Origin of the sequence: Janibacter cremeus, assembly GCF_013409205.1 — a bacterium.
Taxonomy (GTDB): domain Bacteria; phylum Actinomycetota; class Actinomycetes; order Actinomycetales; family Dermatophilaceae; genus Janibacter; species Janibacter cremeus.
On record NZ_JACCAE010000001.1, the window covers coordinates 724199 to 744797 of the forward strand.

Genomic DNA, 20599 nt, shown 5'->3' on the forward strand with positions numbered 1-20599 from the left:
CCTTTCGACGAGTTTGCGTAGCTGTGCGTGTGGTCGGGCTCAGGCCAGTGCCGAACGAATCCGGTCCAACCAACGGGTGCGGTCGGCGCGCGCGGCCAGGGCCTCGTCGATGCCGACGTCCCGGAACCGGATCGTGTCGCCCGTCTTGGCCTGTCCGAACAGGTCCCGGTCGACAGAGATGACCGTGGCGATCGTGACGTAACCACCACCGGTGACCGCGTCGCCGAGGAGGACGATCGGCTCGTCCCCACCCGGTACCTGGATCGAGCCCAGCGGGTAGCCGAGGTCGACCACGTTCGCCGGATCGCTGCCCGCCCCGAAGGGTTGCTCGCGCTCGACGAAGTCGAGCGTGCCGCCGCGCAGCCGGTACCCGACCCTGTCCGCGTCCTTGGTGATCCGCCACGGGGTGCCCAAGAAGGACTCGAGTGCGTTCTCCGTGAGCCGGTAGGAGCACAACCCGACGACGGCCCTGACCTCGACGTCGGAGGGGAACTGCGGCACCAGGTCGTCGGGGACGACAGCGCCTTGCGTCCCTCCCGAAGCATCACCCAGCGGGAGGACGTCACCATCGGTCAGGGTGCGACCCTCGTGGCCACCGAGCCCGATCAGGGTGTAGGTCGAGCGCGATCCCAGGTACTCCGGTACGGCGACGCCGCCGGAGACCGCGATGTACGGGCGGGCACCCGTGGTGATCATCCCGAATGCCAGTACGTCGCCACTGGTGACCCTGGTGCTCGCCCACATCGGAACCGGTTCGCCGTTGAGCGTGACGGCGGCGTCCCCACCGGTCACCGCGACGATCCGCTCGTCGGTGAACTCCAGCGTCGGTCCGATGTACGTGGCCTCCAGGGCGGCGGCGCCCTCGGGGTTGCCCACGAGGAGGTTGGCGACCCGGAAGGAGAACTGGTCCATCGCACCGGAGGGCGGCATGCCGATGGCATACCGGCCCGTGCGGCCGAGGTCCTGGACGGTCGTCGACAGTCCACCCGAGACGACTCTCACCTGTGCACTCATCGGTACAGCACCTCCAGCAGACGGTCGTTGACTCCTTGTGGGTCGTCGAGGAAGGCTGCGGGCGAGAACTCGACGTCGTGCTGGCGATACCGGAACGTCCCTGCCTCCACCTCCCTGCGGGTGTCGTCGAACTCCGCGCGGTCCACGGATCGGTACCTCAGGATGTCGCCCGCCCTCGGGAAGACGATGGAGTGGTCGAAGTCCGGGTGGTCCTGGCGCACGTTGAGCACCGGCGTGGCAGACATCCCGTACAGCTGGTATCCGCCGGCGCCCTGGACCGGGTAGACCACCGAGAAGGCACCACCGATCCCGAAGGCCCGTTCCGGGGTGAAGGTCCGGGGACGCACGTACTTGGGGACCTGCACCTGCCGTTCCCTCGGCTCGAGCTGGTAGCAGAACGGCAGACCCGGGACGAAGCCGAGCATCGTCACGATCCACGGGTTCCCGGCCAGGTGCTCGATGAAGGCCTCGACGCTGTCGAAGCCGTTGGTGCGGGCGCCGTACTCCAGGTCGGTCGACTCCGGGTCCTGGTGCCGGTCGCGGAAGCGCATCATCGCCTCGTGCGTCCAGGGATCGTTGTAGAGCACCGGCACGTCCACCACGCGGGTCTGCAGCGTGAAGCCCTCGGGCACCTCCTGGAAGCGCCCTTCGAGATCCTTCAGCAGCCCCATGAGTTCCGCCGGGGGCACGACGTCGGGGTCGAACCGCACGAGGTAGGACGCATTGGAGGGACAGATGTCGACCAGGCCCGACATCTGCCTGTTCTCCAGCTCCTGGGTGATGAGTGTGGCCTTGATGTTGGCCTCCATGCTCATCTCCTCGGCGATCTCGACGAAGATGAACTCGTCTCCCCCGTGCTCGTAGCGCGCGGGGGGCAGCTGCACCGGTTGGCTCATGAACCCTCCTGGTCGATGTGGTGGAGGGACCGGATCGTCCACCCCTTGCTCGTGATGCGATCGACGACCGCGTGGGCGTTGTCGACGGCCCCGGGACGGTCCGAGTGCAGGCAGATCGTGTCCGCCCGGATCGAGGACTCGACACCGTTGACCGAACGGATTCGGCCGTCGAGGATGTCGGCGACCTGGTCGGCACACCACTGTGGGTCACGACGCTGGTTCTTCGGGTCGATGATGATGTGGCCGTCATCGGTGTACTCCAGGTCGGCAAAGGCCTCGGCTGCCACCTTGTGGCCACGCTCGCGCTGGCGCTCGGCACAGTGCCCGGCCTCGAGCACCATCAGGAGCGACGCGTCCATCTGGGCGACGGCATCGGCCACGGCGTCCGCCGCGTCGTCGTCCTTCATCAGCAGCCCATAGAGGCTGCCGTGGGGTTTGACGTGGCGAAGGGGGACCCCCAGCTGGTCGGCGAAGGCGCGCAAGGCACCCGTCTGGTACAGCACCGCCTGCGCTGCCTCTGCCGGGGAGAAGGCCATCGCCCGGCGCCCGAAGCCGGTGAGGTCGGGGAATCCCGGGTGCGCGCCCAGCCCGATCTCGTGCTCCTTGGCGAGCGTGACCGAGGTGGACATCGTCGCCGGGTCGCCGGCGTGCCACCCGCAGGCGACGTTGATCGAGGAGATCAACGGGGCCAGCGACTCATCGGCGCCCAGGGTCCACCGACCGAAGCTCTCACCACCATCCGCATTGAGATCGATGAGTTTCGTACTGGCACTCATGCACACGCTCCTGTCGTGACGATTCCGGGACGGTCGCTTCTCCTCATCCACCCACTCCTGCGGCTGCGGTGACCGCTCTGCCTGCGAGGACTCCCGCGAGGTGGCGGCGGTACTCGGCCGTGCCCGCGGCGTCGACTGCCGGGGAGGTCCCCTCACCAGCACGCGCTGCCGCATCGTGCAGTGCGCCTTGTTGGAGCGGCGCTCCCCTCAGGGCTGCTTCGGCCGCCTCGGCCCGCAGCGGGGTCTGCCCCATGTTGGCCATCCCGAGACGCGCCCGGGCGACGGCACCGTCCTCGACCTGCACCGCCGCCGCCACGGCGACGATGCACCAGGACTGGGCCACCTGCGCAAACTTCTCGTAGTGCATCCCCCACCCGGTGTGCTTGGGCACCCGGACCGCGGTCACCACCTCCCCTTCGTCCAACGCAGTGGTGAAGGGGCCGTGGAAGAACTCGGCCGCAGGCACGGTCCGCGCACCGGCGGGCCCGCTGATCTCGATCGCCCCGTCGAGGGCGAGCACGGCGGGTGCGATGTCACCGGCCGGGTCGGCGTGGGCCAGGGAGCCGCCGATGGTCCCCCGGTACCTGATCTGCGGATCCCCCACCGAGGCAGCTGCCTGTCCCAGGACCCCGGCGTGCGCGGCGACGAGCGGGTCGTGGGCCACGGTGTGGTGGGTGGTCATGGCACCGATGACGAGGTGATCGCCCTCCTCGCGCACCTGCTTCAGCTCGGGGACCCGACGCAGGTCGACGAGCAGGTCCGGGTCGGCCATCCGCATCCGCAGCACCGGCATCAGCGACTGCCCACCACCCATGATGGTGGCCTCGCCCCCGCCGTCGGCGAGGCTGCGCACCACCTCCTCGATGCTGGTGGGTGAGGTGTACTCGAAGTCCACGGGCCTCATGCCGTCACCTGTCCCTCGGTCGCGCGTGCGGATGCCTCGTGGATCGCGGTCCACACCTTCAGTGGTGTGCACGGCATCGTGATGTCGGTGACTCCGAGCGGTCGCAGCGCGTCCAGGACACCGTTGACGATGGCCGGGGGTGCCGCCGTGGTTCCTGTCTCGCCGACCGCCTTGACGCCCAGCGTGTTGGTGGTCGCCTCGGTCACCGTGGTGTCCGTGCGATAACGCAGGACGTCGGGAGCGGCGGGGACGAGATAGTCGGCCAGGGTGCCGCTGGTCAGCTGCCCCTCGTCCGAGTACTGGATCTCCTCGTACAGCGCCTGCGCGATGCCCTGCGTCAGTCCGCCGTGCACCTGACCGTCGACGATCATCGGGTTGACGATGACGCCCACGTCCTGGACGCAGACGTAGTCGCGGACCCTCACCCGGCCGGTCTGCGTGTCGACCTCGACGGCCGCCAGGTGGGTCCCCGTCGGGTAGGAGAAGTTCTCCGGGTCGAAAGTGAAGTCCGCATCGAGGTTCGGCTCCAGCCCGTCCGGGAGGTCGTGCGCGAGCCACGTGCTGAGCATGATCTCCTGGATCGTCACCCCGCTGGTCGTGCCCTTGACCGAGAACTTCCCCCCGACGAACTCGAGGTCGTCGGCGCTGGCCTCGAGCAGGTGGGCGGCGATCGGCCTCGCCTTTTCCACGACCTTGCGGGCCGCCCCGACGATGGCCATCCCACCGACGACCAGCGAGCGGGACCCGTAGGTGTCCATGCCCTTGTGCGAGGACGCGGTGTCGCCGCTGATCAGGATGATGTCGTCGAAGGGGATGCCCAGCTCGTCAGCGACGATCTGGGAGAAGGCAGTCGCGTGGCCCTGCCCGTGCGAGGTGGTGCCCACCACGACCTCGACCTTGCCCGTCGGCAGCATCCGGACCGTGGAGTGCTCCCACCCGCCGGACCCGTAGTTCAGCCCGCCGAGCACGCGGCTGGGCGCGAGGCCGGACAACTCGACGAAGGTGCACACCCCGATGCCGAGCTGGACCGGATCCTTCGCCTCACGGCGCCGCTGCTGCTCCGCCCGGAGCTCGTCGTACCGGAACATCGCCAGTGCCTTGTCGGTGGCCTGGTCGTAGTTGCCCGAGTCGTAGGTCAGACCGGCGGCGGTGGCGTACGGGAACTCCTCGGCCCTGATCCAGTTGCGTCGTCGCACCTCGATCGGGTCGAGGTCCAGCTCGACGGCCAGCTCATCCATCATCCGCTCGATGCCGAAGGTCGCCTCCGGCTTCCCCGCACCGCGGTAGGCATCGGTCATCGTCTTGTTGGTGAAGACGTCCGTGCAGTGGAAGCTGTAGGCGGGGACCCGGTAGATGCCGTTGAACATGAACCCGCCCAGCAGCGGGATACCTGCGGTGAGGATCCCCAGGTAGGCACCCATGTCGGCGGTGAGATCCACGTCCAGAGCCGTGATCGTCCCGTCGCGCTTCGCGGCCAGAGTCAGCTCCTGCACCTGGTCCCGGGCGTGGTGCGAGGACTGCATGGACTCGCTGCGGGTCTCGGTGTACTTGCACGGCAACCGCAGACGCCGGGCAACGAGGAGCACGAGCGCCTCCTCACGGGTGAACTGCAACTTGCCGCCGAAGCCCCCACCGACGTCCGGGGCCACGACACGCAGCTCGTGCTCCGCGATGGGCTGGGTCATCGACATGAGGATGCGCACGATGTGCGGGACCTGGGTCGCCGACCACATCGTCACCTGCTCGGCGTTCGGATCGACCACGATCGAGCGGGGTTCGATGTATGCGGGCGTGATGCGGTTCTGCCGGAGGGTGCGTCGCACGACGACCTGGTCCGGGTCGGACTCCGCCTCTCGGATCACCGCAGCCGCGTCGCCCCCGGTACCGAGCGTGACCGAGTCCAGCCCCCAGGTGGCGCACACGTTCGTGCCCAGGTCGGGGTGGACGAGCGGACTTCCCTCCTGCTTCGCCGCCAGTGGATCGACGACCACGGGCAGCTCGTCGTAGTCGACGTCGATCAGCTCGAGGGCGTCCTCGGCAGCCTCCTTGGACGTCGCCGCCACGACCGCCACGATGTCGCCGACGTGCTTGACCGCGCCGACGCTCAGCGGGAAGTACGGCGGCGTCTTCATGTCGTCGCTGACCGTCCACGCCGTCGGCATCGCGCCCTGCTCCGGCAGGTCCTCGCCGGTCCAGACCCCGACGACACCGTGGGCCCGAGCTGCCTCCGCGGTGTCCAGGCTCGTGATCGTCGCATGCGCCACCGGAGAACGGAGCACCGACAGGTGCACCATCCCCGGCAGGGTCATGTCATCGGTCCAGCGGGTCCGACCGGTCAGGGCCCGCTCGTCCTCGCGGCGCAGTCGCGCGCGGCCGATCTCGGGTCGCTGCTCGTCCTCGGCCACGGTCGGATCGGATGTCGTGGTCATCGTCCTGCCTCCTGCTCGCCCGCGGTCTGCGAGTAGGCCATGACCGCCGAGACGATCCCCTGGTAGCCGGTGCAGCGGCACATGTTGCCCTTGAGCCCCTCACGGACCTCGTCCTCGGTCGGCTCGGGGTTCTCCCGTACGAAGCACACACTGCGCATGAGCATCCCGGGGGTGCAGTAACCGCACTGCAGACCGTGGTGCTCGTGGAAGGCCTGCTGGACCGGGTGCAGGGTGCCGTCGGCAGCGGCCAGCCCCTCGACGGTCTCGATCTCGGCGCCGTCGGCCTGCACGGCGAGGACGGAGCAGGACTTGATGCTCTCCCCGTCGACGAGCACGGTGCAGGCCCCGCAGTTGCTGGTGTCGCACCCGACGACGGTGCCGGTCTTGCCCAGCGTCTCGCGCAGATGGTGCACCAACAGGGTTCGGGGTTCCACCTCGTGGGTGAAGTTCATGCCATCGACATTGACGGTGATGCGGGCCATCGCGCTTCCTTCGTTGGTCCGGACTGCCACTGTCCGGCCAAGACTGTCCCAAGTCATCGGAAGTGACAAGGGCCACTCTGCGGCGACGAGAGATCAGCCGGCGGCGAGGTCCGTCAGGGCGGTGGCCAGATCGCCGGTGGTGCGCAGGACCGAGACCGCCGACGAAGGGGGTGCCCCGGCCAGTCCGCACGCGGGCGTGATCACGAGGTCACCCAGCGCGGCATCGGGCAGACCGATGCGGTGCCAGTCGCCGACGAGCCGGTCGCGGGCAGCACGCCAGTCACTCTCGCCCGAGGTCGGGACGGCTCCCGCCCAGAGGGTGGTGCCGGCCTCGACGGCCTCTGCCAACTGCTCCCAGCGGGGGCCGTCGACGCGCGAGGTGTCCAGGGAGATCCCGTCGGCGCCGCTCTCCCGCAGCAGCGTCACCGGGACCTCTCCGCTGCAGCAGTGCAGGACGCTGGTGTGCCCCCGGAGCGCATCGATGATCGTCCGCAGCCCGTCGCGCACCTCGCCGCGGCCGACGGCGCGCAGGCGTCCGTAGCCGGACTGGGTCGGCAGGCGCCCCTCGAGCACAGCGGGCAGGCCGGGCTCGTCGATCTGCACGACCACCGAGGCTGCGGGCACGAGTCGCTCGACATCAGCAACGTGCCGGCGCACTCCCTCGGCGAGCGCCCCGGCGATGTCACGACGCGCCCCCCGGTCGGAGACGGCACGTTCCCCCCGAGGCAGCTCGATGCTCGCACCGAGGGTCCACGGGCCGGCGACCTGGAGCTTCAGCGAGCCGGTCCACCCGTCGTAGGCCTCGGCGAGCTCGTCGAGGTCCTCGCGCAGGAAGCCACGGGCCCTGCCTTCCTCCCGGCTCGGCCGATCGGTGAAGCGCCATCCGTAGGGCTGGGTCTCCACGTGCAGGTCGGCGAGCATCGCGGCACCACGGCCGATGATGTCGGCGCCGGGGCCGCGGGCGGGCAGCTCGGGCAGGTGGGGAATGCCGTCACCGAGCAGGTCGCGGACGGTGACGACGGCCTCGCGCGGGCGCTCCCCCGGCCAGGAGCCGATGCCCGAGGCGAGGGTCACGCCGCGCCCCCATTGGTTCGAGGTACTTCCGGTGGGACATCCGTCGCGGGATTACCTCGACCCACCCCGGCCGCTTCGCCGCCTCGTGCCGCATCGCTACCCGCGCGGGCAGCCCGACCCGCTCGACTGATCGTCCCGGACCCGACGACGCGCGTCCCGTCGTAGAGCACGATCGACTGGCCCGGAGCCGCGCCGCGGACCGCGGTGTCGAGGCGGACCCGCAGCCGGGCCCCACCCCCTTCGCCCGCGCTGTCCTGGATGACCTCGGCGAGCGCGGGGATCTCCTCGCCGTGGGCGCGGATCTGGGCACCGAGGCGGTGGCTGCCGGACGCGGCCGGACCGCACCAGCGCACGTGGTCGGCCTCGATCTCGTCGGCGCCGAGCAGGTCGGCCGTGCCGATGAAGACCCGGTTGGACTCCGCCTCGACCCGGGTGACGTAGCGCGGCTGCCCGTCCAGGCCGGAGCGGTCGAGCCCGAGCCCGCGGCGCTGCCCGATGGTGAACCCGTAGGAGCCGCGGTGCTCGCCGACGACCTCGCCGGAACCCTCGTCGACGATCTCGCCCTCGCGCTCGCCCAGACGCTGCGTCAACCAGCCGCGGGTGTCGCCGTCGGAGATGAAGCAGATGTCGTGGCTGTCGGGCTTCTTGGCCACGGCGAAGCCGCGCTGCGCGGCCTCGGCGCGGATGTCCGGCTTGGTCGTGTCCCCGAGCGGGAAGAACGCGCGGGCCAGCTGCTCCTCGTCGAGCACGCCGAGCACGTAGGACTGGTCCTTGGCGTCGTCGACGGCGCGGTGCAGCTCGCGGCCGTGGGGCCCGTCGACGATCTGGGCGTAGTGCCCGGTCGCGACGGCATCGAAGCCCAGCGCGAGTGCCTTGTCGAGCAGGGCGGCGAACTTGATCTTCTCGTTGCAGCGCAGGCACGGGTTGGGGGTGCGGCCGGCCTCGTACTCGGCGACGAAGTCCTCGACGACGTCCCGCTCGAAGGGGGTGGCCATGTCCCACACGTAGAACGGGATGCCCAGCCGGTCGGCGACCCGACGGGCGTCGCCGGCGTCCTCGATGGTGCAGCACCCGCGGGCGCCCTCGCGCAGGGTCTTGGCGTCCTTGGCCAGGGCGAGGTGCACTCCGACGACGTCGTGACCGGCGTCGATCATCCGGGAGGCGGCGACGGCGGAGTCGACCCCGCCACTCATTGCGGCGACGACGCGCATCAGGCCGCTCCGCTCGCGCGACGGGCCCGTCCGACGGCGTCGGGCAGGGCGGCGAGGATCGTCTCGACATCGGCCTCGGTGGAGGACGCGCCGAAGGAGACGCGAAGGGAGCCGCGTGCCTCCTCCTCGGAGCGTCCCATCGCCAGGACGACGTGGGAGGGCTGCGGGATGCCGGCCTGGCAGGCCGATCCCGTCGAGACCGCGACGCCGGCGGCGTCGAGGAGGTAGAGCATCGAGTCGCCCTCGCACCCGGGGATGGTGATGTGGGCGTTGCCCGGCAGGCGCGTGGTGACGTCGCCGGCCTCCCAGCAGCCGGTGATGCGGATGTCGAGGTCGAGCTGCTGCGTCCCGGTGAGGAAGCGGTCGCGGAGGGCACCGATGCGCGCGGCCTCCGCCTCCCTTCGCTCCACGGACTCGGTCAGGGCGACCGCGAAGGCTCGGATCGAGGCGACGTCCAGGGTGCCCGAGCGGATGCCGCGCTCCTGCCCACCACCGTGGCTGAGGGCGATCAGGCGGGCGTCGCGCCGGGCCACGAGGGCGCCGATGCCGATCGGTCCGCCGAGCTTGTGCGCGCTGACACTCATCAGGTCCACGCCGCTGTCGGCGAAGTCCACGGGCAGGTGCCCCACCGCCTGCACCGCGTCGGTGTGGAAGGCCAGCCCGTACTCGTGGGCGATCCCGGCCATGGCGGCGACGTCCTGGACGGTGCCGACCTCGTTGTTCGCCCACATCACCGACACGGCGGCGACGTCGGTGGGGTCGGTCTCGATCGCCGCGCGCACGGCGCTCGGCTGGACGGTGCCGCACTCCCCCGGCTCGACGAAGGTCGCCTGCGCGCCCTCGTGCTCGACGGCGTGGTCGACGGGGTCGAGGACGGCGTGGTGCTCCACGGCGCTGGCGACGATGCGGGTGCGGCGTGCATCGGCCGCGCGGGCGGAGCGGAAGCTACCGGTGATCGCGAGGTTGTCCGCCTCGGTCCCGCCGGAGGTGAAGACGATCTCGCTCGGCCGGGCGCCCAGCGCCGAGGCGATCTGCTCACGGGACTCCTCGACCGTGCGCCGCGCGTCGCGGCCGGGGCCGTGCAGGCTCGAGGCGTTGCCGGCGATCGCCAGTTGCTCGACCATCGCCTCCCGGGCAGCCGGGAGCATGGGCGTGGTCGCCGCGTGGTCGAGGTACGTGGTCATCACCCAGAGTCTACGGATGGACGAAGGGGGTTATTCCCGCGTTCGCCATCGGTGCCCCTGCCATGCTGGGGACATGGTCGAGCTGCCGCTGTCCGGAACCGTTGCCCTCGTCGCCGGCGCCACCCGGGGTGCCGGGCGAGCCCTGGCCGTCGAGCTCGGCCGGGCGGGGGCCTTCGTCCACGCGAGCGGGCGCAGCAGCCGCACATCCGGCGCGTCCGAGATCGAGCGCCCGGAGACGATCGAGGACACGCTCGACCTCGTCGAGGCGGCCGGCGGCGCGGGCGTCGCCGAGGTGGTCGACCACACCGACCCGGACGAGGTGAGGGCCCTCGTCGAGCGGATCCGTGAGCGCCACGGGCGGCTGGACGTCCTCGTCAACGACATCTTCGGCGGGGACCGGTATGCGCAGTTCGGCACCCCGCTGTGGGAGCACGACCTGGCCGGTGGCCTGCGGATGCTGCGCATGGGCATCGACACGCACGTCATCACCAGCGCCCTCGCCCTGCCGCTGATGCTCGGGTCCGGTGGCGGGCTCCTGGTGGAGATGACCGACGGCCCGCGGGAGGTCAACCGTGACTACCGCGACGGCGTCGGCTTCTTCTACGACTACGTCAAGGGCAGCATCGACCGTCTCATCACGAGCCTGACCGCCGAGCTGGCCGGGCTCCCGGTGACCGTCGTCGGCGTGACGCCGGGGTGGCTGCGCTCGGAGGCGATGCTCGAGAACTTCGAGGTGACCGAGGAGACCTGGCAGGAAGCGGCCGAGCGGGTGCCCGGTTTCGGCGCCTCGGAGACGCCGACGTACGTCGCGCGGGGCGTGGCCGCCCTCGCGGCGGATGCCGGCGTGGCCCGCCACCACGGCGCCCTGTTCACGGCGCGGCAGCTGTCCGACACGTACGAAGTGACCGACGTCGACGGCTCGAGGCCGGACTGCTGGGGGCTGATCCGCGACCTCGGATGGGAGGACCAACCGACGGGGATGCTGCCCGACTACCGGTGAGCCCCCGTCGCCACAGAGCGCCCGAGGCGTGCGCGTTGCGAGACAGCGCGAGCCCGGTGCGCCCGGGGCCCTCGGGTGCGATGGTTGGGGGAATGGGCGGCGACGTCCGAACGTTTGACTGCACGGTGCACACATCGATCGGAGGAGGACACGGGTGGCGGGTCAGGCCGACGCGGTCTCAGATCCCCATGACGTGATCTCGGACGCGCACCGCTGGCGTGTGCTGTGGGTGCTGCTCGTCGCGATCTTCATGTCCCTGATCAGCGTGAGCATCGTCAACGTCGCTCTCCCCTCCATCCAGGACGGCCTCGACGCCAGTGACTCGGACGCCCAGTGGGTGCTCGCCGGATACGCCCTGACCTTCGGCGTCGTCCTCGTCGCTGCCGGACGCGCGGGCGACCTCATGGGGCGCGGGGGCATCTTCGTCCTCGGCGTCATCGTCTTCACCCTCGCCTCGATCACCGCCGGTCTGGCACCCAATGCCGACGCGCTCAACGCCGCCCGTTTCATTCAGGGCGTCGGTTCGGGTCTGCTCAACCCGCAGGGCGTGGGGATGATCCAGCAGTACTTCCGTGGCTCCGAGCGGGGGAAGGCCTTCGGCTACTTCGGCAGCGTCGTCGGCGTCGCGGTCGGCATCGGTCCGGTGCTCGGTGGCCTGCTCATCGAGCTCGGTGGACCCGAGCTGGGGTGGCGCCTGACCTTCCTCGTCAACGTCCCCGTGGGCCTGCTCTGTCTCGCGCTCGCGCTGCGCTGGTTCCCGCGTCCGCTCCTGCGCCGCACCGCGGCGGGGGCGCCCAAGGCCTCCCGGTCCTTCGATCCGGTCGGCTCGATCCTCCTCGGACTGGCCGTGCTGGCGACGATGTTCCCCTTCGTCGAGGGTCGCTCGTCGGCGTGGCTCTGGCTGCTGTTGCCCGTCGGCATCCTCCTCGGGTGGGCCTGGGTGAAGTGGGAGCAGCACTACCGCGCCACGGGCCGGGCCCCGATGGTCGACCTCGACATCTTCTCCATCCGCAGCTTCACCAACGGCAGCGTCATCGTCATGCTCTACTTCCTGGGCATGACGAGCATCTGGGTGCTCGTGGCGCTGTACCTGCAGGAGGGCACCGGCAAGAGCGCCCTCCAGGCCGGCTTCATCGGTGTCCCCTCCGCACTGATCTCCGCCTACGCCGCGAGCTGGGCCGGCAGACGTGTCAACCGCTACGGACGCAAGGTCGTCATCGGTGGCCTGGTCTTCGCGCTGGTCGGACTGGCGCTGAGCATCGTGGTCGTCGTGCTGCAGGCACAGGGCCTGGTGAGCGAATGGTGGCTGCTTGCGAGTCTGGCCTTCATCGGCGTCGGACAGGGAGCCGTCATCAGCCCCAACCAGACCCTGACCCTGGCCGACATCCCGCTCGACTACGCCGGCAGCTCCGGAGCGGTGATGCAGACCGGACAGCGCATCGGCACCTCGATCGGCATCGCCGTCATCACCTCCGCCGCCTTCGCCACGCTCGGCGTCAGCGGCAGCTGGTCGGTCGCGATCGCGGTCGGGTTCGGCCTCATCGGCCTGGTCGTGCTCATGGCCCTGGCCTTCGCGTTCAAGGACCAGCACGACCGGATGCGGGACACCGCAGCGACCTTCCACGGCAGCTCCCCGCCACCTTCTGCGCGACCGCTCACCCGCTGACTTCTGCGCGACCGCTCACCCGCTGACGTGTCGGGCGTGGTGCACTGCCTGGGGCTTCGAGGGCCACCAGAAGCGGTCCCCCAGGATCGTGATGAGCGCGGGCACGAGCACGCTGCGCACGAGCAGCGTGTCGAGGAGGACGCCGACGCCGACGATGATGCCCACCTGGGTCAGCACCAGCAGCGGTAGCACCCCCAGCACCGCGAAGACGGAGGCAAGCAGCACGCCTGCGCTCGTGATGACACCTCCGGTCACCGCCAGGGCAGTGACGATGCTCCCGCGGGTGTCTGCGGTCTCCAACACCTCCTCGCGGGCACGAGTGGTCAGGAAGATGTTGTAGTCCACGCCGAGCGCCACGAGGAAGATGAAGGCCAGCAGGGGCACGCTGAGGTCGATGGCCGAGAACCCGAGCCAGTGCTCGAAGACGAACCACCCGATGCCCAGGGCCGACAGGTAGGACAGGACCGTCGTGGTGGTCAGCACCAGTGCTGCGACGACCGAGCGCAGCAGCACCAGCAGCACCACCAGCACGATGCCCAGCACCACGGGCACGAGGACCGCACGGTCACGGGTGGCGGCATCACGGGAGTCGACGTCCTCGGCCACCTCCCCGCCCACGAGTGCATCTGGTGCCACCTCGGCGAGCTCGACCCGAAGGTCGCGGGTGGTCGCCAGACTGCCACTGGTCCCGGCCGCGTCGGCCAGCACCACGTCAACCTCGGCGAGGTCGTCCTGCGTCCCGGCCGTCCTCACGTCGACGGCACCCACCCTCTTCGCGGCGGCCGTCACCGTCTCGACATCATCGGGGTGGGTAGCCACGCGCAGCGGCGAGGAGAACCCGGCCGGAAATGCCTCGGCGAGACGCTCCTGCGCGACAACCGATTCCGGGGGGTCACGGAACTGCTCGGTCTGCGACAGGCCCGCACGTACTCCGAGAGCAGCCGAGGCGAGCGCGAGAAGTCCCAGCACACTCACCACGGCCACCGCGACGGGTCGACGCCCCACCGACCGGCCCAGCCGCGCCCAGACACCATCCCTGGTGGGGTCGTGCTGACCCTTGCGGGGGACGAATGGCCAGAACAGCCAGCGGCCGGGGAGCACCATCGCCGAGGGGAGGAGGAGCAGGGCGAATGCCACTGCCACGGCGAGACCGAGCGCTCCGACGAAACCGATTCCACGCAGGAAGGCCGCGTCGGCCAGGCCGAGGGATGCCAGCGCCAGGATGACGGTCCCGGAACTGGCCAGGATGGCCGGTCCGGCCTGCCCGACGGCGCGGCGCATCGCCTCGTGGCGACTCTCGTGTCGCCGCAGCTCCTCGCGGTAACGGGCGATGAGCAAGAGCGCATAGTTGGTCCCGGCGCCGAAGACGAGCACCGAGGTAATGCCGGTGATCGCCCCGTCGACGCCGACCCCCGAGAGGGCTGAGAAGGTCTCCGCCGCCGCCAGTGCCGTCCGGTCGGCGAGCCCGACCACGGCCAGGGGGACGAGCCAGAGCCACGGGCTGCGGTAGGTGATCAGCAGGAGCAGGGCGACGACCGAGGCCGTGACCGCCAGGAGCCGGACGTCCGCCCCCTCGAAGACCTTCCCGAGGTCGGCCTGGAATGCCGGGCCCCCGGTCACCTCGCCACGCAGGCCGTCGGGCAGGGCCTGCGCGAGCGTGGCCCGCAGGTCCTCCACGACGGCACCGTTCTGCTGGTCGGTGAGGTCACCGGGCAGTGGCACGGTGATCAGCGCGGCCGAGCGGTCCTCGGCCGGAACGGGTCCGGAGACCTCACCCTCGGCCGAGTCGGCGAGCGCACGTGTCAGGCCCTGCAGCGACCCGAGGTCCTCTCCGGTGAGGTCGCCGTCGGGACGGGAGATGACGACGATGGCCGGCGCCTCGTCCGACGACGGCAGCTCGGCGAGGCGGTCCGCGGCCCGCGCCGACTCCGAGTCCGCCGGCAGGTTCGAGGCAGTGTCCTCCGAGGTCGTCGGTGCGGGAGCCAGCGTCAGGGCCAGCCCCGCCAGGACGAGTCCCAGCAGCACGACCAGCCAGGAGCGACGCGGGCCGACGAGCGAGACCATGGGGCGCATCAGGATCGGATAACTCATTCGAGTGTCGAACTTTTCCATTGCCGAAAGAGTACGATACTTTCCGTGACTGTGTACCACCCGCCTTCGAGCCCACCCCCTGAGCCGGCGGCCCCCCACGCTGCGCTCCCGGACGGGGCGGGACCACGCGCTGAGCTCCTGAGATCGCTGCGCGCACTGACGACCGCGCTGAACCACTGGATCGATGTGCGCGCTGAGCGTCAGGGCGTGCATCGCACCCACCTCAACGCTCTTGCGCACGTGATGGGCGCGGAGGACGCCGGCGCACTGATCTCGCCCGGGGAGCTCGCCGACGCCCTTCCCCTGAGCGCATCGGCCACGACCGCCCTCGTCGACCGGCTCGTTGAAGCCGGCCATGCCGAGCGACACCCTCACCCCCGGGATCGTCGCCGCACCGTGCTGACCAGCACCACCAGCGCGCACGAGACCGGCGGCCGGATCTTCGGCCCACTGGCGGCACGCCTGGGCGGCGTCGTGGAGCAACTGGACGACTCCGAGGTCGAGATCGTCACCCGGTTCCTCGACCGCGCCACCCAGGCCATGACCGTCGCCGAGGAACAGGAGTGAATCACATGACAACCACCACCGACACCGGGACGACCACCGATACGGCCGCGACGGATGCGGATGCGGTCATCGAGGTGTCGGACCTGCGCAAGCAGTACGGCGCCCGCGGCCCGGAGGCGCTCAAGGGCGTGAGCTTCACCGTCGCCCCGGGTGAGATCTTCGGTCTGCTCGGTCCCAACGGGGCGGGCAAGACCACGACCATCGGGGTGCTGACCACCCGCGTGCGTCCCTCGAGCGGCTCGGCCTCGATCGACGGCATCGATGTCGCTGCCCAGCCGCAGCAGGTCAAGCGTCGGATCGCCGTGATGCCGCAGCGCGCGAACCTCGACCGAGCGCTGACCGCGCGGGAGAATCTCACCTTCCACGGTGCCTACTTCGGGGTCGGCCTCGCTGCGCGCCGACGGCGAGCGGACGAGCTGCTCGAGGAGTTCGGCCTCGCCGACCGCGCCACCGAGCGGGTGGACAACTACTCCGGTGGGATGGCGCAGCGGTTGATGATCGCCCGTGCCCTGATGCACCAACCGGTGGTGCTCTTCCTCGATGAGCCGACCACGGGTCTGGATCCGCAGTCGCGCCTGTTCCTGTGGGATCGGGTCGCCGAGCTGCGGGCGTCGGGAACCACGATCCTGCTGACCACTCACGACATGGCCGAGGCGGACCGGCTGTGCGACCGGATCGCGATCGTCGACCACGGCGAGCTCATCGCGCTCGACACCCCGAGCGGTCTGCGCGGGTTGCTGCCCGAGGGGCGGGGACTCGACCTGGTCGTGCGCGGCCGCGTCGACCCGGCCGCAGCCTTCGAACCCATGGGTGTCGTCGAGACCGTCGAGCTCGACGACGACCGCTGGCGGGTGCGGTGCTTCGGTGAGCCCAACCTCGCCGAGGCGATCGCGGTGGCAGAGAGCAACAACTGTGAAGTACTCGACGTGCACCGTCTCGAGGGCAGCCTCGAGGACGTCTTCGTGCACCTGACCGGACGGGACCTGCGATGAGCACCACCAGCAGCACGATGGCCCGCAGCAGCATGACCGCCAACTCCACGGCCACCAGGGCCTTCGTCGGCCTCTTGCAGCGGGACACGTGGAACACCGTGCGTCACGACCTGCCCGGATTCCTGGCCCAGGCCCTGCTCCAGCCACTGGCCTTCCTGTTCGTCTTCGGCAGGGTCCTGCCCGAGATCGGCGCGGCCGGACCCGACTACGGTGCCCAGCTGCTGCCGGGCATCATCGCGCTGACCCTCGTGCTCACCGCCCTGCAGAACGTCGCGCTGCCCCTGGTCATCGAGTTCTCCTTCACCAAGGAGATCGAGGACCGACTGCTCGCGCCTCTGGCCCCGTGGGCGGTCGCGCTGGAGAAGCTGGTCTTCGCGACCCTCCGGGCGATCGTCGCGGCAGCCCTGATCCTCCCGCTCGGTGCCCTCATCCTGCCCGGCGGGCTCCAGGTGCAGGGAGCACACTGGCCCCTCTTCGTCGTGCTGCTCGTCGTCGGCGGCTTCGCCGGGAGCGCCATCGGTCTGGTCCTGGGCACGGTGGTCCCGCCCAACCAGATCAACGTCATCTTCGCGGTCGCACTGACGCCGCTGATCTTCACCGGCGCCACCTTCTACCCTTGGCAGGCGTTGGACAGCCTGCGCTGGTTCCAGGTCGTGACGCTGTTCAACCCGCTGACCTACGTCTCCGAGGGGATGCGCGGCACGCTGACCGCCGCACCGCACCTGCCAGCAGGATGGATCGTGGTCGGAGTCACCGTCGCCACCGCGGGCTTCCTGCTGGTCGGGGTGCGTGGCTTCCTGCGACGCGCCGTCGACTGACTGTCGCATCGGAGGCTCTACGGGGTGACGATGGCGAAGTCGGGGTCGCCGGGGTCCAGCACCGCGGACAGTCGATCGATCGTCGACGGATCGCCGGTGAGCTCGATGCCCGCGTCGGCGAGACCGTCTGCCGTGAGACCGCCGAGCGCCAGGGCCGGAAGGGCGCGACGTGTTGTGGTCAGGGTGGCGTCCGGATCGCCGTGCTGCGGCTGGGAGCTGTAGGTGAGTGCTCCGTTCGAGAGTCTGAGCCGGTAGCGCTCGCTCGCGTCGGACAGGACGACGTCGATCGAGAGGCTCTCATCCCATGCCGCCGGACCGTTGATCTGGACCGCGATCGCATCGAAGAGCATCGCCGGGCTCAGCTGGGCGACCATGTCAGGCGATGCGGTCACCGTGGGGGTACCGAACTGGCCCTCTCGGAGCTCGAAGGCCCCGGAGAGGAAGAAGTTGCGCCAGGTGCCGTTCTCCGACCCGTACCCGAGCTGCTCGAGCGTGTCGGCGAGCAGCTCGCGTGCGCCGTCGTGGTCGGGCTGGGCGAAGACGACGTGGCTGGTCACCTCGGCTGCCCAACGGAAGTCACCGGAGTCGAACGCGGCCTGTCCGTTGGCGAGCACGGCGTCGGGGCCGCCGCCGAGGTCGACGTAGCGCTTGGCCTTCTCGACCGGTGGGTGTTCCCACAGATGGGCCGGGTTGCCGTCGAACCAGCCGAGGTAGCGCTGGTAGACGGCCTTGACGTTGTGGCTCACCGAGCCGTAGTACCCGCGCGTGCTCCACGCGTTCTCAAGAGCGGGTGGGAGGGTGATCTCCTCGGCGATCTCCGGTCCGGTCAGGCCCTTGTTCAACATCCTCAGCGTCTGGTCGTGCAGATAGGCGTAGAGATCACGCTGCAGGGACAGGAAGCCCACGACGCGCTCGTTGTCCCATGTCGGCCAGTGGTGGGATGCGAAGACCGCCTCCACCTCGGCGCCGAACAGGTCGATGGTCTCGGTCAGGTACTTCGCCCAGACGTGCGGGTCGCGAACGACGGCGCCGCGCAGCGTCAGCAAGTTGTGCAGGTTGTGGGTGGCGTCCTCGGCCGCGCACAGTGCCTTGTGGTCGGGGAAGTAGAAGAGCATCTCCGAGGGGGCCTCGGTGTCCGGTGCCATCTGGAAGACGATCCGTACGCCGTCGACGACCTCTTCGTGACCGGTCGTGGTGATCTCGAGGGTCGGCGCGATGAAGGTGACCGTGCCGGTCGAGGTCGTCTGCCCGAGGCCGGCGCCGAGCGCGCCTTCGGCGTTGCGGGGCAAGGCTGCGCCGTACATGTAGCCGGCCCGCCGGCCCATCGCCGTGCCTGCATAGACGTTTTCCGAGACCGCGTGCTCGACGAAGCCCTCCGGAGCGAGCACCGGCACCCGGCCCGCATCTACGTCCTCCTGGGTGATCACTCCCTTGACCCCGCCGAAGTGGTCGACGTGGGAGTGGGTGTAGATCACCCCCACGACCGGACGGTCACCGCGGTGCTCGCGGTAGAGCGCGAGAGCCGCCGCGGCGGTCTCGGTGGAGATCAGCGGGTCGATCACGATCACCCCGGTCTCGCCCTCGACGAAGCTGATGTTCGACAGGTCCATCCCGCGTACCTGGTAGATACCTGGCACGACCTCGAACAGGCCATCGGTCGCGACCAGGGTCGACTGCCGCCACAGGCTGGGGTTGACCGTGTCCGGGGCCTCACCCCGGATGAAGGCGTAGGTGTCGTTGTCCCACACAGTGCGCCCGTCCTCGGCGAGGACCGCATTGGGCTCGCGACGCCCCACGAACCCGCGCTTGGCGTCGTCGAAGTCCTGAGTGTCGTCGAACGGTAGACGCGCGCGCAGATCGCTCTGCTGCTCGGCCATGGTGGACGATGCCGGCTTTGGCCTGATTGACATGGCCTGACTCTTCCACTGTCACCCAAAACATGGAAGGCCCGAAAATGCAAATCTGTACAGAAGGTCGGCGGCGTGGGTAAACGGTGGTTCGATGGCCTCTTCAGCAGTCTGTCGCATCTGTTGGGCTTCGCACGGGCCGACGAAACCGCTCAGGTGGTCAGTCCGCCGATGCCCTGGCCCAGCATCTTCGCGCCGAGGATGAGCAGGACGACCATCATGATGACCGCGTTGTGATCGGACATGAACCCCTTGATCGAGGCGAGCGGGCCAGCGGCCTTCGACGCAGCGAACACGTAGAACAACACGGGGCCGGCCACAGTGACCGAGCCGATGACGACGAAAACGGTGATGGCGATGGTGGTCGGTCCGCCGGACAGTCCCGCCTGGGCGATGCCGGCCGCCGCGGCGAGCGTGAGCGCCAGGTTCTTGGGATTGAGGCCCGAGAGCAGGGCACCGAGGCCGAGGGATGCCGGCATGCCGAAACCGTCGATCGCGGCCATCCACGTGGGCATCACGGGTTCCTCGCCCGGCTTAGGGCGTTTGCGCCACTGCCCGGCGGCCATCACCAGGAACAGCGCACCAAGCACGATCTTGAGGATGTCGACCCCGATCGATGCACCCGAGTCGGGATCGTCCGAGCCGCTGGCGGCCAGCACCACGATCACGTTGACGATGACGAGCCCGAGGACCCAGCCCAGGGCGAAGGCAGAGCCACGTGACTTGGCCTGCGGGGTTCCGAGCATCAGGATGACCGCGATGATCGGCACCGGACTCAGCGCAACCCCCAACGCCAGCGGCAGAATGTCACCGATCGCAGCGCCCACAGCCACTCCCTTCAGATCACATCCGCGCCCCAGATGCCAAGGCGGCCCCGGTTGTTGAGACCGATCCGATCTTCACCTGTTGAGGGTGAGTCAACTCACCCTGCAGGCAACGATACAGCCGAGTTGCGCGCTCTCAGTCAGGCAGGATCCGAGGTTCTCCGAATGCACGATGTTTCCGGGGTGCAGTCGTTTCGTGTGTAAGAGGAGAGAGGCGAGAATTCAGAAACGTGAGCTGTCGCCGAGATTTCGAGGCGTCCCTTGATGGCGGATCAGCCTGCAGCGTAGACATGGAGACATCACGCTGACAGAATGAAACACGAAGAGGGCCGACGGCAAAGGACGCCTTCGCGAGATTCAAAGGGGAGCGTAGATGTCGTTCTGGGATGTTCTCTGGCTCATCATCGTGAGTTTCGGCTTTCTCTTCTATCTGATGATGTTGTTCTCGATCATCGGCGACTTGTTCGCCGACCATGAGACCCGCGGCATCGTCAAGGTGGTGTGGGTCGTCTTCTTGTTGGTTGTCCCATTGCTCACCGCGCTGGTGTACCTGCTCGTTCGTGGCGACGGGATGGCGCGCCGACGTGCCCGGACGGTCCAGTCGGCCGTTGATGCGCAGGACGCCTACATCAAGTCCGTGGCCACTCCTGCACCCGCTGATCAGATTCAGAAGGCGAAGGCGTTGCTGGACGAGGGCACCATCACGCAGCAGGAGTACGACTCGCTCAAGAGCAAAGCCTTGAGCTAGACCGCTGGTATCCCAT

The 20599-nt window shown here is 69.5% G+C and carries 18 protein-coding genes; 6 read left to right on the top strand and 12 right to left on the bottom strand.

Annotated elements, in window-relative coordinates; translation table 11 throughout:
- Positions 1-39: 39 nt before the first annotated feature.
- From BJY20_RS03300 to BJY20_RS03340, 9 genes are all read right to left on the bottom strand, one after another.
- Positions 40-1014 (bottom strand): 5-oxoprolinase subunit C family protein, encoded by a 975-nt coding sequence (locus BJY20_RS03300; RefSeq protein WP_185990227.1) that lies wholly within the window; start codon positions 1012-1014, stop codon positions 40-42.
- Positions 1011-1910 carry a 5-oxoprolinase subunit B family protein gene (locus BJY20_RS03305; protein WP_185990228.1) on the bottom strand — a complete coding sequence of 300 codons (900 nt, stop codon included), beginning with the start codon at positions 1908-1910 and terminating at the stop codon, positions 1011-1013. Before BJY20_RS03305 ends, BJY20_RS03300 begins: the two co-directional genes overlap by 4 nt.
- Positions 1907-2686: a LamB/YcsF family protein gene (locus BJY20_RS03310; protein WP_185990229.1), complete on the bottom strand. Its 780-nt coding sequence runs from the start codon at positions 2684-2686 to the stop codon at positions 1907-1909. Before BJY20_RS03310 ends, BJY20_RS03305 begins: the two co-directional genes overlap by 4 nt.
- 43 nt (positions 2687-2729) lie before the next feature.
- Entirely contained in the window at positions 2730-3590 is an 861-nt protein-coding gene (locus BJY20_RS03315; protein WP_185990230.1) for an FAD binding domain-containing protein, read from the bottom strand.
- Positions 3587-6019 (bottom strand): xanthine dehydrogenase family protein molybdopterin-binding subunit, encoded by a 2433-nt coding sequence (locus BJY20_RS03320; RefSeq protein WP_185990231.1) that lies wholly within the window; start codon positions 6017-6019, stop codon positions 3587-3589. The genes BJY20_RS03315 and BJY20_RS03320 overlap by 4 nt, the downstream gene beginning before the upstream one ends.
- Positions 6016-6501 carry a (2Fe-2S)-binding protein gene (locus BJY20_RS03325; RefSeq protein ID WP_185990232.1) on the bottom strand — a complete coding sequence of 162 codons (486 nt, stop codon included), beginning with the start codon at positions 6499-6501 and terminating at the stop codon, positions 6016-6018. Before BJY20_RS03325 ends, BJY20_RS03320 begins: the two co-directional genes overlap by 4 nt.
- 93 nt (positions 6502-6594) lie before the next feature.
- Positions 6595-7575: a uroporphyrinogen decarboxylase/cobalamine-independent methonine synthase family protein gene (locus BJY20_RS03330; RefSeq protein ID WP_185990233.1), complete on the bottom strand. Its 981-nt coding sequence runs from the start codon at positions 7573-7575 to the stop codon at positions 6595-6597.
- Positions 7572-8786: a tRNA 2-thiouridine(34) synthase MnmA gene (gene mnmA, locus BJY20_RS03335; protein ID WP_246297090.1), complete on the bottom strand. Its 1215-nt coding sequence runs from the start codon at positions 8784-8786 to the stop codon at positions 7572-7574. Before mnmA ends, BJY20_RS03330 begins: the two co-directional genes overlap by 4 nt.
- Positions 8786-9970, bottom strand: a complete 1185-nt coding sequence (locus tag BJY20_RS03340) for a cysteine desulfurase family protein (protein WP_185990234.1) — start codon at positions 9968-9970, stop codon at positions 8786-8788. The genes mnmA and BJY20_RS03340 overlap by 1 nt, the downstream gene beginning before the upstream one ends.
- A 73-nt stretch (positions 9971-10043) precedes the next feature.
- On the opposite strand from BJY20_RS03340, the gene BJY20_RS03345 reads away from it, so the two are divergent.
- Positions 10044-10970, top strand: a complete 927-nt coding sequence (locus BJY20_RS03345; RefSeq protein ID WP_185990235.1) for an SDR family oxidoreductase — start codon at positions 10044-10046, stop codon at positions 10968-10970.
- Positions 10971-11124: 154 nt separating this feature from the next.
- Positions 11125-12636 carry an MFS transporter gene (locus tag BJY20_RS03350; protein WP_343062758.1) on the top strand — a complete coding sequence of 504 codons (1512 nt, stop codon included), beginning with the start codon at positions 11125-11127 and terminating at the stop codon, positions 12634-12636.
- 15 nt (positions 12637-12651) lie between these two features.
- Here the strand turns inward: BJY20_RS03350 and BJY20_RS03355 are convergent, their stop codons facing one another.
- On the bottom strand, positions 12652-14727 hold the full coding sequence (locus BJY20_RS03355; protein WP_221935228.1) for an MMPL family transporter: 2076 nt from the start codon (positions 14725-14727) through the stop codon (positions 12652-12654).
- Positions 14728-14772: 45 nt separating this feature from the next.
- Here BJY20_RS03355 and BJY20_RS15860 point away from each other — a divergent pair, with 45 nt between their 5' ends.
- Genes BJY20_RS15860 through BJY20_RS03370 form a run of 3 tightly spaced genes read left to right on the top strand, consistent with a single transcriptional unit; the run spans position 14773 to position 17104 of the window.
- Positions 14773-15294, top strand: coding sequence for a MarR family transcriptional regulator (locus tag BJY20_RS15860; protein ID WP_185990236.1), 522 nt, complete (start codon positions 14773-14775; stop codon positions 15292-15294).
- A 5-nt stretch (positions 15295-15299) separates the two neighbouring features.
- Complete coding sequence (locus BJY20_RS03365) at positions 15300-16286, top strand: ABC transporter ATP-binding protein (RefSeq protein ID WP_185990237.1); 987 nt, start codon at positions 15300-15302, stop codon at positions 16284-16286.
- On the top strand, positions 16283-17104 hold the full coding sequence (locus BJY20_RS03370; protein ID WP_221935229.1) for an ABC transporter permease: 822 nt from the start codon (positions 16283-16285) through the stop codon (positions 17102-17104). Before BJY20_RS03365 ends, BJY20_RS03370 begins: the two co-directional genes overlap by 4 nt.
- A gap of 17 nt (positions 17105-17121) precedes the next feature.
- Here BJY20_RS03370 and BJY20_RS03375 read toward each other — a convergent pair whose 3' ends face one another.
- Both BJY20_RS03375 and BJY20_RS03380 read right to left on the bottom strand, forming a co-directional pair.
- Positions 17122-19014, bottom strand: coding sequence for an alkyl/aryl-sulfatase (locus tag BJY20_RS03375; protein WP_185990238.1), 1893 nt, complete (start codon positions 19012-19014; stop codon positions 17122-17124).
- A 149-nt stretch (positions 19015-19163) separates the two neighbouring features.
- Positions 19164-19838, bottom strand: coding sequence for a GAP family protein (locus BJY20_RS03380; protein ID WP_185990239.1), 675 nt, complete (start codon positions 19836-19838; stop codon positions 19164-19166).
- A 370-nt stretch (positions 19839-20208) separates the two neighbouring features.
- Between BJY20_RS03380 and BJY20_RS03385 the strand changes: the two genes are divergently transcribed.
- Positions 20209-20583: an SHOCT domain-containing protein gene (locus BJY20_RS03385; protein ID WP_185990240.1), complete on the top strand. Its 375-nt coding sequence runs from the start codon at positions 20209-20211 to the stop codon at positions 20581-20583.
- The last annotated feature ends 16 nt before the right edge of the window (positions 20584-20599 follow it).

Excerpts from the sequence above, each read along its gene's own strand:
- BJY20_RS03340 (WP_185990234.1), bottom strand. The coding sequence starts at position 9,970 with ATGACCACGTACCTCGACCACGCGGCGACCACGCCCATGCTCCCGGCT.
- BJY20_RS03320 (WP_185990231.1), bottom strand. The coding sequence starts at position 6,019 with ATGACCACGACATCCGATCCGACCGTGGCCGAGGACGAGCAGCGACCC.
- BJY20_RS03370 (WP_221935229.1), top strand. The coding sequence starts at position 16,283 with ATGAGCACCACCAGCAGCACGATGGCCCGCAGCAGCATGACCGCCAAC.
- BJY20_RS03300 (WP_185990227.1), bottom strand. The coding sequence starts at position 1,014 with ATGAGTGCACAGGTGAGAGTCGTCTCGGGTGGACTGTCGACGACCGTC.
- BJY20_RS03305 (WP_185990228.1), bottom strand. The coding sequence starts at position 1,910 with ATGAGCCAACCGGTGCAGCTGCCCCCCGCGCGCTACGAGCACGGGGGA.
- BJY20_RS03310 (WP_185990229.1), bottom strand. The coding sequence starts at position 2,686 with ATGAGTGCCAGTACGAAACTCATCGATCTCAATGCGGATGGTGGTGAG.
- mnmA (WP_246297090.1), bottom strand. The coding sequence starts at position 8,786 with ATGCGCGTCGTCGCCGCAATGAGTGGCGGGGTCGACTCCGCCGTCGCC.
- BJY20_RS03315 (WP_185990230.1), bottom strand. The coding sequence starts at position 3,590 with ATGAGGCCCGTGGACTTCGAGTACACCTCACCCACCAGCATCGAGGAG.
- BJY20_RS03355 (WP_221935228.1), bottom strand. The coding sequence starts at position 14,727 with ATGAGTTATCCGATCCTGATGCGCCCCATGGTCTCGCTCGTCGGCCCG.
- BJY20_RS03365 (WP_185990237.1), top strand. The coding sequence starts at position 15,300 with ATGACAACCACCACCGACACCGGGACGACCACCGATACGGCCGCGACG.
- BJY20_RS03325 (WP_185990232.1), bottom strand. The coding sequence starts at position 6,501 with ATGGCCCGCATCACCGTCAATGTCGATGGCATGAACTTCACCCACGAG.
- BJY20_RS03385 (WP_185990240.1), top strand. The coding sequence starts at position 20,209 with ATGTCGTTCTGGGATGTTCTCTGGCTCATCATCGTGAGTTTCGGCTTT.
- BJY20_RS03375 (WP_185990238.1), bottom strand. The coding sequence starts at position 19,014 with ATGTCAATCAGGCCAAAGCCGGCATCGTCCACCATGGCCGAGCAGCAG.
- BJY20_RS03345 (WP_185990235.1), top strand. The coding sequence starts at position 10,044 with ATGGTCGAGCTGCCGCTGTCCGGAACCGTTGCCCTCGTCGCCGGCGCC.